General features: G+C 61.3%; 15 protein-coding genes. 3 read left to right on the plus strand and 12 right to left on the minus strand.

Annotated features, from left to right (window positions below):
* The first annotated feature begins 1 nt into the window (after nucleotide 1).
* Entirely contained in the window at nucleotides 2-958 is a 957-nt protein-coding gene (locus BUA36_RS11200; RefSeq protein ID WP_072784425.1) for an ion channel, read from the plus strand.
* Here BUA36_RS11200 and BUA36_RS11205 read toward each other — a convergent pair.
* The 3 genes from BUA36_RS11205 to BUA36_RS11215 form a co-directional block, all read right to left on the minus strand.
* Nucleotides 955-1368: a hypothetical protein gene (locus BUA36_RS11205; protein WP_072784426.1), complete on the minus strand. Its 414-nt coding sequence runs from the start codon at nucleotides 1366-1368 to the stop codon at nucleotides 955-957. The genes BUA36_RS11200 and BUA36_RS11205 overlap by 4 nt on opposite strands.
* A gap of 20 nt (nucleotides 1369-1388) precedes the next feature.
* On the minus strand, nucleotides 1389-2495 hold the full coding sequence (locus BUA36_RS11210) for a DNA topoisomerase IB (RefSeq protein ID WP_072784427.1): 1107 nt from the start codon (nucleotides 2493-2495) through the stop codon (nucleotides 1389-1391).
* Nucleotides 2496-2581: 86 nt separating this feature from the next.
* Nucleotides 2582-2809 (minus strand): hypothetical protein, encoded by a 228-nt coding sequence (locus BUA36_RS11215; RefSeq protein WP_072784429.1) that lies wholly within the window; start codon nucleotides 2807-2809, stop codon nucleotides 2582-2584.
* 122 nt (nucleotides 2810-2931) lie between these two features.
* Between BUA36_RS11215 and BUA36_RS11220 the strand changes: the two genes are divergently transcribed.
* Nucleotides 2932-4626 carry a S41 family peptidase gene (locus BUA36_RS11220; RefSeq protein ID WP_139260479.1) on the plus strand — a complete coding sequence of 565 codons (1695 nt, stop codon included), beginning with the start codon at nucleotides 2932-2934 and terminating at the stop codon, nucleotides 4624-4626.
* On the opposite strand, the gene BUA36_RS11225 is transcribed toward BUA36_RS11220, so the two are convergent.
* The 9 genes from BUA36_RS11225 to BUA36_RS11265 form a co-directional block, all read right to left on the minus strand.
* Complete coding sequence (locus tag BUA36_RS11225) at nucleotides 4623-5453, minus strand: 6-phosphogluconolactonase (RefSeq protein ID WP_072784433.1); 831 nt, start codon at nucleotides 5451-5453, stop codon at nucleotides 4623-4625. The genes BUA36_RS11220 and BUA36_RS11225 overlap by 4 nt on opposite strands.
* 4 nt (nucleotides 5454-5457) lie before the next feature.
* Entirely contained in the window at nucleotides 5458-6786 is a 1329-nt protein-coding gene (locus tag BUA36_RS30695; protein WP_072784436.1) for a hypothetical protein, read from the minus strand.
* Between the two features lie 213 nt (nucleotides 6787-6999).
* On the minus strand, nucleotides 7000-7803 hold the full coding sequence (locus BUA36_RS11235) for a substrate-binding periplasmic protein (protein WP_072784439.1): 804 nt from the start codon (nucleotides 7801-7803) through the stop codon (nucleotides 7000-7002).
* A gap of 55 nt (nucleotides 7804-7858) precedes the next feature.
* Nucleotides 7859-9130, minus strand: coding sequence for a DUF445 domain-containing protein (locus tag BUA36_RS11240; protein ID WP_072784441.1), 1272 nt, complete (start codon nucleotides 9128-9130; stop codon nucleotides 7859-7861).
* Nucleotides 9131-9173: 43 nt separating this feature from the next.
* A complete protein-coding gene (locus BUA36_RS11245) occupies nucleotides 9174-9845 on the minus strand; it encodes a flagellar brake protein (protein ID WP_072784443.1) in 672 nt (223 codons plus the stop codon).
* Nucleotides 9846-10051: 206 nt separating this feature from the next.
* On the minus strand, nucleotides 10052-10801 hold the full coding sequence (locus tag BUA36_RS11250; RefSeq protein ID WP_084560102.1) for a pseudouridine synthase: 750 nt from the start codon (nucleotides 10799-10801) through the stop codon (nucleotides 10052-10054).
* Nucleotides 10802-10832: 31 nt separating this feature from the next.
* Nucleotides 10833-13400: a [protein-PII] uridylyltransferase gene (locus BUA36_RS11255; RefSeq protein ID WP_072784445.1), complete on the minus strand. Its 2568-nt coding sequence runs from the start codon at nucleotides 13398-13400 to the stop codon at nucleotides 10833-10835.
* A gap of 18 nt (nucleotides 13401-13418) precedes the next feature.
* Nucleotides 13419-14240 carry a type I methionyl aminopeptidase gene (map, locus tag BUA36_RS11260; protein WP_072784446.1) on the minus strand — a complete coding sequence of 274 codons (822 nt, stop codon included), beginning with the start codon at nucleotides 14238-14240 and terminating at the stop codon, nucleotides 13419-13421.
* 121 nt (nucleotides 14241-14361) lie between these two features.
* Nucleotides 14362-15171, minus strand: a complete 810-nt coding sequence (locus BUA36_RS11265) for an MHFG family PEP-CTERM protein (RefSeq protein ID WP_072784447.1) — start codon at nucleotides 15169-15171, stop codon at nucleotides 14362-14364.
* Nucleotides 15172-15550: 379 nt separating this feature from the next.
* Between BUA36_RS11265 and rpsB the strand changes: the two genes are divergently transcribed.
* A complete protein-coding gene (rpsB, locus tag BUA36_RS11270) occupies nucleotides 15551-16303 on the plus strand; it encodes a 30S ribosomal protein S2 (protein ID WP_072784448.1) in 753 nt (250 codons plus the stop codon).
* Nucleotides 16304-16386 lie beyond the last annotated feature (83 nt).

A 16386-nucleotide genomic window follows, 5' to 3' on the forward strand; every position in this document is an offset into this window, starting at 1 on the left:
CATGAGCCAACAGCCGCCGCTGCAAAAAGCCGTACGGCCACGCGTAGGGCAGGTGCGCGGCGAATTCCAGCTCGGGACTTCGCGCATCAAACGCATCGGCATCAACCGCTGGCACTGGGGTGACATTTATCACTGGATGCTGACCATCAGCTGGCCGCAGTTCTTCCTGCTGATTGGTGCGCTGTACTTCTTCACCAACCTGGTATTTGCGCTGGCGTTTTATCTGGTACCGGGTTCGATCTCCAACGCGCGGCCGGGTTACTTCCCCGACTGCGTGTTCTTCTCGATCGAGACGCTGGCCACCGTGGGTTATGGCTTCATGAACCCCGGTTCCACCTATGGCCACGTGGTGGCTTCAACCGAGATTTTGCTGGGCATGGTGGAAGTGGCGGCCGTGACAGGCCTGCTGTTCGCTCGCTTCTCGCGGCCGACGTCACGCATCATGTTTTCCGAGGTTGCCGTGATTACGCCGTTTAATGGCGTGCCGACGCTGATGCTGCGCGCCGGGAACGAGCGCGCCAATCTGATACTGGAAGCCTCGGTGCGCGCTTCGCTGGTACGGCGCGAGACCACGCTCGAAGGGCAGGTGTTCACGCGCTTCTACGATCTGACACTGGAACGCGAACATTCCGGCGTGTTCGCGCTGACCTGGACCATTCTGCACAAGATCGATGAATCCAGTCCGCTGTTCGGCAAGAGCCAGCAGGATTTGCAGAACGAAGGCACCACGCTGACGGTGGCGATTTCCGGCACCGACGATACGCTCAACGATTTCGTGCACGCACGCCAGACCTACGCGGCCGAGCATATCTACTTCAACCACCACTTTGCCGACATCATGTCCGACAAGCTGGAAGGCAATGTGCGTATCCTCGATTACAGCAAATTCCACGACATCTACCCGGACGGCAGCGGCGAAGGCCTGATGCCCGGCGCGGCACTCGCCCATCCGGGCTAATTGCCGAGCAGGTCGCGGGCGTTCAGCAGCGCATAGACGATATCGGGATTGTTGCGGAAGCAGCGGCGCAGCGCCGCCGGCAGCGCTTCATGCGTCTTGCGGCACAAGCCTGGTTGCTCGGCCAGCTTGATCGACAGGCCCATGACGGTGCTGACGCCGTGCACGCTGGGCGTGATGGTCAGCGTGATGCCCAGCAGCTCCTGCAAGCGCTGCTTGACGCGACCCAGATCTTCATACGTGGCGATCGACTCAATGCGCTCGATGAGCCGCTTCTCTTCCTCGCGCGTGAGTTGCAGCACGCGGATATCAGCGCCTTCGCGTTCCCATGTGTCGAGTAATTCGTCGCGTCCGCACACGCAGGCGCCGGGCGGGCACTCTTTGCGGATAGGGAAGGGCGGGCTTTGAGACATAGCCCGATTTTACTCCGATTTTAGGGGCGTTCCGCTGGTGTCTGCAGACGGTGTTGCAACAGTGCCAGCACGGCTGCCTCCTCGGGACGCAGCGCATGCAGGTCGTCTTTGAGCTGCTGTTGCGCGCGGCGGCTGAGCGTCTCGCGCATGGTGCCGTCAAGGTAAGACTCGATTACGGCGGGATGCACATAGCATTTGCGGCAGATGGTCGGCGTATTGCCGAGCCGTTTGGCGACCGACTCAATGGCCTGCACCACGTTCTTCTTGGCCTGTACCTCGGAGTCGTATTTTTCGTATTCCTGCAGCGCGACGGCGGCCAGCACCGTGCCGGCCCAGGTGCGGAAGTCCTTGGCGGTGTAGTCGGCGCCGGTAACGGTTTGCAGAAACGCGTTGACGTCGGCCGAATCGATGGCGTGCGGATTGCCTTCGTCGTCCTCGTACTGGAACAGTTCCTGGCCTGGCAGGTCGCGCACGCGGCGGATGATGCCGGCCAGCCGGCGGTCGTGCACTTCCACCGCATGATGTACGCCGCTCTTGCCGCGAAAGCGGAATTGCACCTTGCCGCCATCCAGCCGCACGTGGCGGTCGCGCAGCGTGGTGAGGCCGAAGGATTTGTTCTCGCGCGCGTACTCCTCATTCCCGATCCGCATCAGCGTCGCTTCCAGCAGGTAGACGATGGTGGCGAGCACCTTCTCGCGCGGCAGGCCGGGCTGGCGCAGCGCGCCATCGACGGCGCTGCGTATCGATGGCAGGGCCTTGCCGAAGCTGAGCATGCGGCCGTACTTGGCGTCGTCGCGATGCTCGCGCCAGCGCGGATGATAGCGGTACTGCTTGCGGCCGCGCGCGTCGCGGCCCGTGGCCTGCAGGTGGCCCAGTGGATGCTTGCAGATCCAGACATCGGTCCACGCCGGCGGAATCACCAGCGATTTGATGCGGGCCAGCGTGTCGTCGTCGGTGACGACCTTGCCATCGGCGTCCAGGTAGCGGAAGTGTTTTCCATGCAGGCGGCGGGCGATGCCTGGCTGGTCGTCGTGCACATAGCGCAGCCCCGCCAGCTTGGCGGCGATGGGGGCGGGCGTTGGGGAAGGGCAGGCCGCGGCGATGGCGGCGTGCGGGTCGCGTTTCATGGCTATCCTCGCTGATCGGGTCAGGAGCATGCTACGCCCGCGCGTGTCCGGACGATGTGCGCTAACGCACGCTTTGTGGCGGCGCTTCAGTCCATGCGCTTGAGGCGCTGGCCAACGATGCTCCACTTGCAGGCTTCACCGTCGACGGTGCCGGTCAGTACCCAGCCGGTGCCGATCTTCTCGACGCCGATTGCGCACTCCAGCTCCTTTGCCAGTTTTTCAGCCCAGCCTTTGGCGGCGCCTTGGCCTTTGAATAATTCGTGGCCGTCGTAGATCACGGTGGCGTCGAACACGGGGGCGGCAAATATGGTCATGATGGTCTTCCAAAAAAAGTAAGCCAGTATTGTGCCACGGCGCGCCGGCTGGGGGGCTGAACTTGTGCCGCCGTTAAGGATCTGGCAATATCCGCGTTCTTGAATTTCAGGCAAGGCGAAATGTGAAGCGGATACCAGCAGCACTGCTGGCAATGGCCCTGGCGGCGCACTGCGCGGCGGCGAGTATCAGCGACAGCGTGGAGCATGTGCGGGCGCTGCGCGCGCAGGCGGACAAATTCACCAATGCCGGTGCCACCACGGCCGATTTGCAGCATGCCGCATCCTTGCTGGAGGCTGCGCAGCGCTATCTGGCCGGGGACGAGATGGCCTCGGCGAGCCAGGCCTTGCAACTGGAGGCGTATAACAATCTGCTCCCGCTGTCGGCGGTCTACAGCCGCCAGGGGCGCAAGGAGCAAGCGCTGGCGGCGCTGGGTAAGGCAAGCATGCTGCTGTGGTATCCGGGTGTCGCCCAGATGCTGCGCAATCAAAGCCAGTTTGACGCTATCCGCAAGGAGCCGCGCTTCCAGGCTATGCTGGATGCGTCACTGACGCCGGACCGCGTATGGAAAGGCCTGGCCAGCGATCATCCCTACAAAGAAGCACTGACGGTGGAAGAGCGCATTGCGGGCCTGACGCAGTTCTGGACCGAGGCGCGGCATGGCTTTGTCTACTTCGACAAAGTGCCGGAGCTCGACTGGGGCCAGGTCTACCTGGATTACCTGCCCAAAGTGATAGCGGCGCGCACCACGCGCGATTACTACGCTGTCATGCGCCAGCTGGCGCCGTTGCTCAAGGATGGCCATAGCAATATCTGGGCGCCGGCAGAACTGGCGGATGAATTTTACGCCGTGCCACCAGTGCGCATGGCATTGGTGGAGGGACGCGTGCTGGTGGCTTTCGTTGACGATGCCATACTGCGCACCCGTGTACAGGTTGGCGATGAGTTGCTGGCCATTGATGGCATGCCGGTGCATGACTATGCGCGGCAGCGCGTCTCCCCGCTCATCAGCGCAGGCGCACCGCAGGACCGCGACTTCCAGATCTATACGGTAGACTTGCTGCGCGGCCGCGCTGCTGATGCTGTCGTCCTGCGCCTGCGCGCCGCCAATGGCGTGCAGCGGGAAGAGCAGATCGACCGCAACGGCAGCTACCACGCGCCCGAAGCGCCTGAGTTCAAAATGCTGGACAAAGGGATCGCCTATCTCCGCATCGAACACTTTAGCGACAACAGCGGCCTGAAGGCATTTGAAGCAGCGCTACCGCAGATCATGAAGGCGCGCGGATTGATCATCGACATGCGCCGCAATGGCGGCGGCGACGGCCAGATCGGCTATGAGATTCTGAGCTATCTGACACGCCAGCGGATTAAAGGAGCCGTCAGCCATATCCGTAGCGACGATACCTATAACCGTGCCAGAGGCGGCAACATGATGAACTGGACGCAGCTAGCCAATGGCGGCTATATGCAGCAGCACGACCATGTGTATGAAGGCCCTGTGGCCGTGCTTACAGGCCCACAGACGTATTCGGCCAGCGAGGACTTCGTGGTGGCGTTCAATGTCTTGCAGCGTGGCCTCACGTTGGGTGAGTCGACCGGCGGCAGCACCGGCCAGCCGCTTAACTTCACATTGCCGGGCGGCGGCGGTGCGCGCATCTGCATCAAGCGCGACCTGTTCCCGGACGGCCGCGAGTTTGTCGGTATCGGTGTGCCGCCGCAGATCGAAGTGAAACAAACGGTTGCGGGACTGCGCGCAGGCCGCGACCCAGTGCTGGAGCGCGCGCTGGCGGAACTGCGCCAGCGCAGCACGGTGGATTAAGCGATTGCGGCTGGCATCTCCATGCGCAAGCGTGGCGTGGCCCGGAAATCGTGGTTGGACAAGCTGTCCGGCACGGCGGCATGGTCAAGACAAATGCTGACCCGTGGGCAGTGGCGTAGCTGCGTCACAGGCACATGCGGCCCGCTACTGCCAAACAGCAGCTGATAGCTGGCATCACGCTTGTGCTCTCCCAGCAGCACTAAAATGGACGATTGGGCTGCGCGCAATACCCCCAGCCCCAGGCTGACGCCGTGTCGATATGGCACGCCGTTGGCGATGCGCGTGGCCTGGCTCAGGCGCACAATCCCGCCGGTCAGCCTGGTGCGCTGGCGTGGCTCGTTAAAACCGATATGGCTATTCCGGCCCACGCCATGCAGCGCACAGTCAATGCCGCCTAACTTGTAGAGATCTTCTTCGTACTGTTTAGGTGAAACAATCGCAGCTCCTTCATCGTCGTAAAAGTGGATGAAGCGGCCGATCCCCAACGGCTCGACCAGGTCACGCCGGAGCGTCAAGGCAAAACTGTCCGGATCGCTGGAAGGCATGTGCGCGTATTCGTCCATCTGCACGCAGATCACCCGCTGCCAGTCAATGCTGTTACGGTGCTGGTCCCTTAGTACGTCGAAGATGCCGACCATGGTGCGGCCGACCGAAGGCGTGAGGACGGCATAAGGTTTTTGTCGCAGTACGTCGGCGAGTTCGGAAACCAGGCGCGCCGCAACGGTCCTTGCCACTTCCTCGGTGTCAAAAATTTGGAGCGTGTGCTGGCCGGAGTGAAACCACGGCTTGAGCGCCGCGACATGGGGAAAAGTTTGAGCTGCGTGCATGCGTCTAGCCTCCCAATTGATTGGAATGGACATGTTCAAGGACCTGGCTGACAATCGCCGCCCCGATTTCTCCGTGCCACAAGGACAGGCCGTTGGACTCTCCTTGGAAACTGGGTTCGCCGTAAGTGCCGGCCATGGGGTAGCCGCTGGACAGGCCGAGCCCGTACACGCCTGCAATCGGCTGTGCCGCAGCATCAAGTACTCGGCTGCGGCCATCGACCATGGCGGCGCCCTGCTTGTCGGAATGCAGCGCGAATGGCTGGCCGTCGGCGCTGAACAGCGGCAGTGCGCGCGGCCGATAGCCAAGCGCTGCAACGATCAGGTCTGCCTCCTGGAGCAGGGTGTCCGCGTCGTGCTGGTTGCTGCGATTGAGCTGCAATAGCTGCAAACGCGGCTCGGGCGTGGCATCGCCCAAGTGCCAGTACTGGCGCACCAGGTGGCGAGCATCGCTGCGCATGCCGGCCAGTGGATACACCCTGCCGCTGCGCGGGCAGATGTCATCCGGGCCGAAGTCGCGGTAGCCTTCAGCGATGGCGACATCCGGGGTCTGATAGGTAATCCGGAATGGCCGGCGGTGCAACACAGAGACCTTGCCATCGCCTATATTCTGCGTGTCCCAGTGGCGCAGGCATACCAGCGCACTGGACATCGCGCTATGCGAGCCGCCCACCACGGCGATTCTGGGCCGTTTAATGCCAGCCAGCCGCTGTGACAGTAGGGCGGTGCCACCGTGCGACAGCAGGTCGCCTGACAGCACGGTTTTATCGGCAAAACGCGGCAGCAGCGCCTTGCCCGCTACGGTCGCGTGCTCCAGGTGCGGCAGCGACTGGGTTGCGCCGGTTGCCAGTATCAGGCTGCGGCTACGAATGGCATGGACTGCGCCACTGGTATCGTGGTATTCGGTGAGCCAGTCACCGGCTTTCTGCTGGCTCGCTTTAATTGCGCTGACACCGCCGATAAAGGGGTCATAGTGATTGGCCATCAACCAGCGGCGCAAATTGCCTCCCAGGTCGGTCATGAACTCCGCGACAGTTTGCAGTGCCACCGGCCCGCCGCGCTGTCGATTAAGCAGCGCACCGGGGCCATGCTCCAGCAGCTGCGTGAGTGGCGGTTCCGCATCGGCGGTGGCCGAGGTTAAAAAGCTGTCGGCAAAACTATCTGAACGAATAGCATAGCGTCCAAGTTCACCGGCGCCTATGCGTGGGCTATTGTCAAGAATCGCCAGGCCGGCATTGAGTAGCTCGGCCAGCCGGCGGTTGCTGCGTGCCGCGAGCAACAGGCCAATTCCAGCGGGACCGGCGCCGACAATGAGTGCGCCCAAGGTATGCATCATGATGTAACTCCGCAGCGGGGCCCTAGGTTGGCAGCAGTGATAGAGCGGGGGAATGGAGCAAGCGAGGTCAACGTAGTACTCCTCCTGGAAATGTCAAAAAATAATTTGAATTTAATAATATAAAAATGCAACTCTTTTGTAAACAAGGAAAGTTTTTTTTGACGAGCTGGCGTTGTTCCTGCGTCATGGGACGCTGGCGGCCGGGAGGGGGAGTTAATGCGGCTTGAAGAAGTTGCGGATGACGTTGTCCATTTCGCCGCTGCGCTTCATTTGCAGGATGGCGGCGTCAAACTGCCTGACGAAATCGGGTTTGAACGCATAGCGGCCGTTGTCACGGCTGGTGTAGCCGAGGTAGGCCTGATTGCTGCCGATCTGTATGGCTTCCGCCAGTTCGGCGTGGGCGCCGCCTTCATCGTATTTGTGTTCCGCCTTGAGCTGGTTGATGGTCCACTGGATGGAGACACGGTCATTGATGTAGCAGTCGGTGCGCTTCAAGCCTAGCTTGATGATGTTGGTTTCGCTGTCCTTGCCTTCCTCGATGCGCAGCTTGCGGGCCTGGACGGCCTTGTCGAACTCCTCGCCGCCGATGATGAAGCCGGCGTTGTTGCCGATGGTGAGGCCATAGAAGTCCTGCGGCCAGCGCTTGCGCGGTTTGGCGGCGATGACATCCTTGCGGCAGTAGGCGACCACGTGTTCCTCATACAGCGGCTGCGAATAAGGCCAGGTCCACGGCTCGTCCTTGACGTTCATGTAGGGCGGGTAGAGCGCAAAGCCGGTGCCTGATTTGAGCAGGGCCATGCCGCGCTTCCATGGCACGGTTTGTACCTCGATTTTATAGCCGTGCATATGGCCGAAGGCGGCGCGCACGATGTCGTAATACAGGCCAACCGGCTTGCCGTCTTTTTCGTAGGAGTAGGGCGGATAGCCGGCGTCGGCGTAAATGGTGACGGGAATATCGGCCCCTTGCGCTGTGGCGCATATCGCGGGGATGACCAAGGTAAGCCAGGATTTACGCACGCTGCTGTCTGAGATGGGGGGCGGAAGCGAAAACAGACCTATCCTAACATGATAGTCAGCGCGCCAGCCACTCCATCGCCTGCGCACTCAGATAGAGCAGCAGCCCTATCATGCCGCCCACCAGCGTGCCGTTGACGCGGATGAATTGCAGGTCTTTGCCGATATTCAGTTCGATCTGGCGTGACATGTCCTGGTTGTCCCAGGCCTTGACGGTATCGCTGATGTGGCGCGTGAGGAAGCTGGAAAACGCCGGCGCCAGTGTGCGCGCCATGCCGGCCAGGTGCTGGTTGAGCGACGCCCGGATATCGGGATGCGCCAGCAGTTCCTCGCTGAGCCAGGCGCTGGCTTGCTGTACGCCGGTGCTCAGGCGCGAGTCTTCGGCTGCAATGTCGGCGCGGATCCAGTCGCGCACGCTGATCCACAAGTCCTTGGTGTAGCGGTTAAAGGTCTCGCTGTCGCGCAGGTAGCGCTGGAACTCATCGCCCTTGGCGATAAAGGCGGGATCGGACTGCAGCCGCAGCACGAAGGCCTGCACCATCTCGTCAAACCGTGCGCGCAGCTTGTGGTCCTTGTCGGCGGCGACGTTTTCCATGATGTTGTTGAGCGTATTGGCGATCATGGTGGCGCCGTTCTCGCTGATCCAGCCGGTCGGCAGCACCAGCTCCATGGCGGCATGCTCGCGTTTGAGCCAGCTGGTAATCAGTTCCGCCATCACCTGGCGCGTGGCCGGGCGGTTCAACAGGCCAATCAGCGCGCGCATGCCGTCGTCCAGCAGCTCCTGGTGGCGGCCTTCCCTGGTCAGGCTGGCGATCACGGTGCCCAGCGAGGGCGCCATATCCAGTTTGCCGATGGCCGCGTGCAGCGCGTCGCGCAGCAGCTGCTGGATGCGCGCATCGTCGGCCGTGGCCAGGATTTCCGGCACCAGCCTGGCCAGTTGTGCGGCCAGGTAGTTGCGGTTGGCCGGCGTCTTGAGCCACTCGGCCACGTTGGTGGCGGGATCGGACTTGAGGATCACGGCGGCCAGCGATTCGGACTTGAGGAATTTGTCCTCGACAAAGCCGGCCAGGTTGTCGGCGATGCGGTTCTTGTTGTTGGGGATGATGGCCGTGTGGCGCGAGACGAACGGGATGGGGACTTTGCGGAACAGCGCCACGACGGCAAACCAGTCGGCCAGCGCGCCCACCATGGCCGCTTCCGCGATGGCGCGCACACCATCGATCCAGAAGCCGCGCGGCAGCAGCGAGGTGATGATGAACATGGCTGCCGCTGCCGCCAGCAGCGACAGGGCCAGACGCTTGGAACGTTGTAATTCCTTTTCTTTGTCCATGCGCTGATTATGGCATGGGCCGGCGTGCTGCTCTGTTAGCCGATCAACGGTATTTGTTGGAGTTCAGCTTGTCGAGCAGGCGCTTGAGTTCTTCTTCCATCATGGGCGACAGATTGATGAACTGGCAGCCGATCTGCACCTGCTCGCCCAGCAGGAAGGAGCGGAAGGTGCGCGACAGGCGTACTTCCAGGTCGGCGATCATCACCGAGTCCGGTCCCAGTTCCAGGCGCACGCGCTGCAGCTTTTTGCCCACATGCAGGCCGACCGCGTCGCGCGGTGCGGCGCGCATGCCGACGCCGCCAGCGGAGAAATCGTACAGCTGCAGCTCGTAGGGCTTGCCGTTCATGACGAAGGACGCCATGTAGTACACGCCCAGCGGCGTTTCCAGGCGCGTGGAAGCACGGCGGTTCAGCACATTGCACTTGAGCGGGAATTCCAGCGGCAGCATGGTCGGCTGCTCGGGCAGCGTGGACCAGGTGTCGGAAGACAGCTTGAACTGGATCTTGGACGAACGCATCCAGGCGACAAACACCGCGTCGCCCGGCGGCAGGAATTCGCCTTCATTGAGCTCCACCACAAAGTAGGGATTTTCCGGATCGACCGATTTGATCCGCGCCATTACCACATTGGTGGCGGACGACGGGTAAATGGAGACCGGCTCGCCGGAATCGGCAAGGAAAGTCAGGGCATCACCGATGTCATGTTCATCGGTCATGTCGTGCGGGTTCGAACCCGCCGCAATTGGCTCCACAGCGTCTTTTAGGGTGGGAGCCGGGCGACGAAATTCATTTGGTATTGGATCGTTCACGACGGCATATCTCTTTGATAATGACTTCTACAATGCGAGGTCGATCTACGCAGTTTACAGCGGATTCGCTATTTTGGCTTGCAAAAAGGCAAGAAAATTTAGGTACTTGTGGCTTAGAAGCGCTCATCCGGGCGCAAATAGCGCCATTGCCCCACGGGAAGATCACCCAGTTTCACTTTGCCGATGCGAACTCGTTTCAAACCAACAACTTTCAGGCCGACCATGTCGCACATGCGGCGGATCTGGCGCTTCTTGCCTTCGCGTAGCGTGAAGCTGAGCTGGTCGTCGTTTTGCCAGCGCACCTTGGCCGGCAACAGCGGCTTGCCATCCATCCACAGGCCGTGGTTCAGCTTTTTCAGGTCGCTGTCGGGCAGCTTGCCTGGTTTGGTGTATTCGACGCGCACCAGGTATTCCTTGTCGACGTCGGTGGTTTCGCCGATCAGGTGCTTGGCGACGCGGCCATCCTGTGTCAGCACCAGCAGGCCGACGGAGTCGATGTCCAGGCGGCCGGCCGGTACCAGCGAACGCAATTGCGTCGGATGGAACATTTCCGGTGACGGATCGTCGGGCCAGCGGTTTTCCGGCTTCACCAGCACCACGGCTGGCTGGTAGCCATCCTCGGCCTGGCCACTGACGTAGCCCATCGGTTTATTGATCAGGATGGTCACGCGCTTGGATTGCTCAGCGGCAGCCTGGCGTTCCACGGTGACTTTCTGGCTCGGGTAAATCTTGGTGCCGAGTTCGGAGACGACGTTGCCGTCGACGCGAACCCAGCCGCGCGCGATCCACTCGTCGGCTTCACGGCGCGAGCACAGGCCCAGTTCGGACATGCGTTTGGACAGGCGGAGTAATTCTTCAGACATGATGATGATGCTCGTATTGGATAAAAACAGTTTATACCTTGATGGCGTCCAGCAGATCGGTTTCCAGCTGGATCTGGTTGCGGGCGTTGCTGAGCGCCGCACCGTCGATGAGGAATACATCTTCCACGCGCTCGCCCAGGGTCATGACCTTGGCCGTGTGCAGGTTGATTTTGTACTTGGTCAGCACATTGGCGATCGAGTACAGCAGGCCGGTGCGGTCGTTGGCCGCGACCGACAGCAGGTAGTACTGGCCCCGTTCGTCCGGGCGCAGGTCCACCGTCGGCTGGATCGGGAAGGTGCGCGACAGGCGCGACAAGCGGCCTTTGCTGGGCGCGGGCAGGGCTTCCGGCGTGGTCAGCAGCGCGCACAGCTCGTGCTCGATGAGGCTGATGATGTCGCGGTAGTTCTTGGCGAAGTTCTGCTCGGTGACCAGGAAGGTGTCCAGCGCATAGCCGTGGCGCGTGGTGTGGATCTTGGCGTCCAGGATGGAGAAGTTCTTGCGGTCGAAATAGCTGCAGATGCGCGCGAACAGATCCGGCTGGTCCTTGATGTAGACGGCAATCTGCAAGCCCTCGCCGATCGGCGCCAGGCGGCATTTGACCACCGGCTGCTCGCTGTTGAAGCGCTCGTACAGCGCGCGCGTCTGCCAGGCGATGTCGGAGGCGTCGTGGCGCAGGAAATAGGCGACGTCGAGCTGCTTCCAGAACGCTTCGTGCGCGTCCGGCGCCAGACCGTACAGGCGCAGCGTGGCCAGGGCTTCCTGCTGGCGGTTGCGCAGCTCGTTGTCAGCGCTGTGCGGTTCGCCGCCCAGCACGCGCAGCGTGATCTTGTACAGGTCTTCGAGCAGCTTGGCTTTCCACGCGTTCCAGACTTTCGGGCTGGTGCCACGGATGTCGGCCACGGTCAGCAGGTACAGGCTGGTCAGGTGGCGCTCGTCGCCCACCAGCTTGGCAAAGGCCTGGATCACATCGGGATCGGACAGGTCCTGCTTTTGCGCGACCTGCGACATGGTCAGGTGGTTCTCGACCAGGAAGATCACCAGTTTGGTATCCTCGTCGCTCATGCCGTGTTCGCGGCAGAACTGTTCGGCGTCGGCCATGCCGAGCTTGGAATGGTCGCCGCCGCGGCCCTTGGCGATGTCATGGAATAGCGCGGCCAGGTATAGCACCCACGGCTGCGGCGAGTTGGCCATGAGCTGGCTGCAGAACGGGTATTCGTGCGCGTGCTCGGCCATGGTGAAGCGGCGCATATTGCGCACTACCATCAGGATGTGCTGGTCCACCGTGTAGACGTGGAACAGGTCGTGCTGCATCTGGCCAACGATCTTGCGGAAGTTGGGCAGGTAGCGGCCCAGGATGGACAGGTCGTTCATGCGGCGCAGCGCATGGATGATGCCGACCGGCGCCTGCATGATGCGCAGGAATAGCGAGCGGTTGACCGGATCGGCGCGGAACGCAGCATCGATCTGGAAGCGCTCGTGCCACAGCGCGCGGGTGGCGCGCGCCGTCATGCCCTTGAGCGAAGGGCGCTCGGTCATGAGCAGGAAAATTTCCAGCATGGCCGACGGATTCTTCTCGAAGGTGTCGTCGTCGGCAATGTCGATCAGGCCGTTGACGTCGTTGAAGCGCTCGTTGATGCGCACTGCTTCGCCGGATTTCGGGAACAATCGCTCTTCGATATTCTGCAGCAGGATGGTGTTGAGCTGGGTGACGGTCTTGGCGGCCCAGTAGTAGCGCTGCATCAGGTATTCGCTGGCGCGGCGCATGTGGACGCCGCTGCCGGTGGCGGTCAGGCCCAGCGATTCGGCAATCGCGGTCTGCACGTCAAACACCAGGCGGTCTTCGCGGCGGCCGGCGTGCAGGTGCAGGCGTACGCGGATGTCCTTGAAGGCGCGCTCTTTTTCCATGAGCTGCTTGGCTTCGGTCTGGGTAATCAGGCCGCTGGTGGCCAGCGTGCGCCACGAGTTGGCCAGGCCGGAGGCTTTGACCAGCCACAGGATCACCTGCAGGTCGCGCAGGCCGCCCGGGCTTTCCTTGCAGTTGGGCTCCAGGCTGAAGGCCGTGTCTTCGTACTTGGCGTGGCGCTGGCGCATCTCCAGCAGCTTGGCGTGGAAGAAGGCGCGCGGGTCCATGGCAGCCGCATAGCGCGCCTCCAGCTGCTGGAACAGTTGCTCGTCGCCGCAGATGATGCGCGCTTCAAGCAGGCTGGTCTGGACCGTGATATCGGCGGCGGATTCGGTCAGGCACTCGTCCACGGTGCGGATGCTGTGGCCGATTTCCAGGCCCAGGTCCCACAGCAGCTGCACCAGTTCTTCGAGTTTTTCCGTGGTGGCGGCGTCGGGCGACTGCTCCAGCAGGATCAGCAGGTCAACGTCGGAATACGGGAACAGCTCGCCGCGGCCGTAGCCGCCGACGCCAATCAGTGCCGTGTTTTCGGGCAGGCCGGCCGCGTGCCAGGCCGTGGTGAGGACGGCGTCGACGCTCTGGCGCAGGCTGCGCAGCAGCTTTTCCGGCTTGCCGTCTTCCTTGAAGGCGGCGATCACGACCTGACGGTCAGCCTTGAGCTGGCGCTTGAGCTGTTCGCGCAGTTCCTTCTTCATCACGGCCGTGTTCACGGCTTATGCTGCCTTGGCGGCGCCGCCGGTCACAAACGCGGGCGGCGGCGGGCTGCCGGCCGACAGCGTCAGCACTTCGTAGCCGGTGTCGGTCACCAGGATCATGTGTTCCCACTGGGCCGACAGGCTGCGGTCCTTGGTCTTGATGGTCCAGCCGTCGCCCATTTCGCGGATTTCGCGGCGGCCGGCGTTAATCATCGGCTCAATCGTGAAGATCATGCCGGTTTCCAGCTTGACGCCGGTGCCCGGACGGCCGTAGTGCAGCACTTGCGGCTCTTCGTGGAACACCTTGCCGATGCCGTGGCCGCAGAATTCGCGCACCACGCTGTAGCCGGCTTTTTCGGCATGCTGCTGGATGGCGTGGCCGATATCGCCCAGGAAGGCGCCCGGCTTGACTTGCTGGATGCCCAGCCACATGCATTCGTAGGTGACGTCGGACAGGCGCTTGGCCATGATCGACGGCTCGCCGATGAAGAACATGCGGCTGTTGTCGCCGTGGTAGCCATCCTTGATGACGGTGATGTCGAGGTTGACCACATCGCCGTTCTTGAGCACTTTATCGCCCGGGATGCCGTGGCAGATCACATCGTTGACCGAGGTGCAGATGGCTTTCGGGTAGGGCGTGTAGCCGGGCGGGCAATAGTTCAGCGGGGCCGGGATGGTGCCCTGGACGTTGACCATGTATTCGTGGCACAGGCGGTCCAGCTCGCCGGTGGTGACGCCCGGCTTGACGAAGGGGGTGATGTAGTCCAGCACTTCCGAGCCCAGGCGGCCGGCAACGCGCATGCCTTCGATATCTTCGGCGGTTTTGATGGAAATAGACATATTGGATCGCAATCTGCAAAGTAAACGGTGAACACGCCCGGCGCGCTCGCGGTGGGGCGAGCAGCGCGTGGCGTGCAATATGTCGAAATTATAAACGACGGCGGGGTGGTCGCGCAGGTGCTTATTCGGCGACGGCGGCCGCAGTCTTGCGGGCGCGGCGGCGGGCCTGCCAGCTCAGCAGGCCCAGGCCGGCCAGCAGCATGGCCCAGGTGTCGGCTTCCGGTACGGGGGCGGCGGGCTGCAGCAGGTCATCATCCGTGTCGAAATCATGGTGACGGCCGAATGCGCCATAGCGGCTGGCGTCGGCCGCTTCGGCCAGCTCTTCCTCCGTAAAAATCCCGGCAATCCGGTCCATGGCGTGTTGCTGATTGGCCTGACGCATTGCTTCGTCGGGCTGGTCCAGGGCGATGTCTTCGCGTGATGGCGCATCAATCAGGCCGAGGTCCGCCAGTGTGACCGGAGCGCCGAGTTCGGCGGCTTTTTCGTCGGTGCCGGAAGTGGCTGGTTTTCGGCGGTCTGCGGTTGCCGTGCCGGACGCGGTGCGGGTGATGCGGCTAACGTTGCCGCAGATGCGCGGCACCAGAATGCAATGTTCGCCTACACAGTAGACGGCGCCCGGTTCGTTGCGGCTTTCCGTCCATTTATCGCGCGTGACCGTCGCGCAGACGGAGGCCTTGCCGAAATGCATGTCGCGGATCGCCGTGTCGTACTGGTATTTGCCGGCGATATGGTCGCGTGTGATGCTGACTTTGTCATCAGACTGGCCTTCTTCCATGCGGCGCTTCAGCGTCGTGCGTACCGCGGCGGGAATGTCGGTATAGCGGTCGATGGCGGCAGCGGTGCTGCCGGTGTATGGGTTGCGGCCGGGATGATCCCAGGAGCAGTTGGGCTGGATGGCGGCGGCCAGTGTGACAGCTAGCAGTAAGGGCATGATTGATCTCTCAGGCTGAACGCTATCGCAGGGGTTGGGCGCGGCGAAAGTTAATTAATTGAAACTAAGGTATCCTGAATGATATTACATTTTTTGCAGCTATGGACATGCCGAGAGGAATTTATTTGTTCTATGCGTTATTTTGGTGCACCAGAATGTGGCGTGGGCGTCACGCTTTCAGCACGATAGCAGGGCGCTTCCATAGAGGGTAGTGCTTGATTAAGTGCCTGTTTATGAGGTAGAATCTCGGGTTGCTTGAATTTGGTTTAAGCAATGTTGTAATTTTCGTTAATTTAAACACGCGAATCCGATCGACAAGGGTGCCTGGCAATCGCTAAGGTGACTGGTCGGATTCCAGATCTAACCCTGGAGCAAAATTATGTCCGTAACTATGCGCGAAATGCTGGAAGCCGGTATCCACTTCGGCCACCAAACCCGTTTCTGGAACCCAAAGATGGCGCCGTTCATCTTCGGTCACCGCAACAAGATCCATATCATCAATCTGGAAAAGACGATGGCTATGTATCAAGAAGCGATGAAGCATGTTAAGCAAGTCGCCGCTTCCCGTGGCACCATCCTGATGGTGGGCACCAAGCGTCAAGCTCGCGATATCATTGCTGCCGAAGCCCAGCGCGCAGGCGTTCCTTATGTTGACCAGCGTTGGCTGGGCGGCATGCTGACCAACTTCAAAACCATCAAAACCTCGATCAAGCGTCTGAAAGACATGGAAGCCGCTGTGCAAGACGGTTCGGTAGAGAAGCTGTCGAAAAAAGAAGCGCTGATGTTCCAACGCGAAATCGTCAAGCTGCAAAAATCGATCGGCGGCATCAAAGACATGGGCGGCGTTCCTGACGCAATCTTCGTCGTTGACGTTGGCTACCATAAAGGCGCTATCACCGAAGCCGCTAAACTGGGCATCCCAGTCATCGGCGTGGTCGATACCAACCACTCGCCAGAAGGCGTGCAGTACGTTATCCCTGGTAACGACGACTCCTCGAAAGCAATCACGCTGTACGCCCGTGGCGTTGCAGATGCGATCCTGGAAGGCCGTGCAGCTGCTGGTGCTGACGTAGTCGAGGCGATCAAAACCGCAGCCGGCGACGAATACGTCGAAGTCAGCGAACAGGCTTAATCGTTCCTGATAGGCTGTAAGGAAAAAGGGGTGGCCAACAGCTCCCCCTTTTTTTTAACGTAAATGGTTGGAGCGAAGTTAAT

Source organism: Duganella sacchari (assembly GCF_900143065.1).
Taxonomy (GTDB): Bacteria; Pseudomonadota; Gammaproteobacteria; order Burkholderiales; family Burkholderiaceae_D; genus Rugamonas; species Rugamonas sacchari.

Excerpts from the sequence above, each read along its gene's own strand:
- BUA36_RS30695 (WP_072784436.1), bottom strand. The coding sequence starts at position 6,786 with ATGATGCATACCTTGGGCGCACTCATTGTCGGCGCCGGTCCCGCTGGA.
- BUA36_RS11205 (WP_072784426.1), bottom strand. The coding sequence starts at position 1,368 with ATGTCTCAAAGCCCGCCCTTCCCTATCCGCAAAGAGTGCCCGCCCGGC.
- BUA36_RS11255 (WP_072784445.1), bottom strand. The coding sequence starts at position 13,400 with ATGAAGAAGGAACTGCGCGAACAGCTCAAGCGCCAGCTCAAGGCTGAC.
- BUA36_RS11225 (WP_072784433.1), bottom strand. The coding sequence starts at position 5,453 with ATGCACGCAGCTCAAACTTTTCCCCATGTCGCGGCGCTCAAGCCGTGG.
- BUA36_RS11240 (WP_072784441.1), bottom strand. The coding sequence starts at position 9,130 with ATGGACAAAGAAAAGGAATTACAACGTTCCAAGCGTCTGGCCCTGTCG.
- map (WP_072784446.1), bottom strand. The coding sequence starts at position 14,240 with ATGTCTATTTCCATCAAAACCGCCGAAGATATCGAAGGCATGCGCGTT.
- BUA36_RS11245 (WP_072784443.1), bottom strand. The coding sequence starts at position 9,845 with ATGACCGATGAACATGACATCGGTGATGCCCTGACTTTCCTTGCCGAT.
- BUA36_RS11265 (WP_072784447.1), bottom strand. The coding sequence starts at position 15,171 with ATGCCCTTACTGCTAGCTGTCACACTGGCCGCCGCCATCCAGCCCAAC.
- rpsB (WP_072784448.1), top strand. The coding sequence starts at position 15,551 with ATGTCCGTAACTATGCGCGAAATGCTGGAAGCCGGTATCCACTTCGGC.
- BUA36_RS11200 (WP_072784425.1), top strand. The coding sequence starts at position 2 with ATGAGCCAACAGCCGCCGCTGCAAAAAGCCGTACGGCCACGCGTAGGG.
- BUA36_RS11215 (WP_072784429.1), bottom strand. The coding sequence starts at position 2,809 with ATGACCATATTTGCCGCCCCCGTGTTCGACGCCACCGTGATCTACGAC.
- BUA36_RS11250 (WP_084560102.1), bottom strand. The coding sequence starts at position 10,801 with ATGTCTGAAGAATTACTCCGCCTGTCCAAACGCATGTCCGAACTGGGC.
- BUA36_RS11210 (WP_072784427.1), bottom strand. The coding sequence starts at position 2,495 with ATGAAACGCGACCCGCACGCCGCCATCGCCGCGGCCTGCCCTTCCCCA.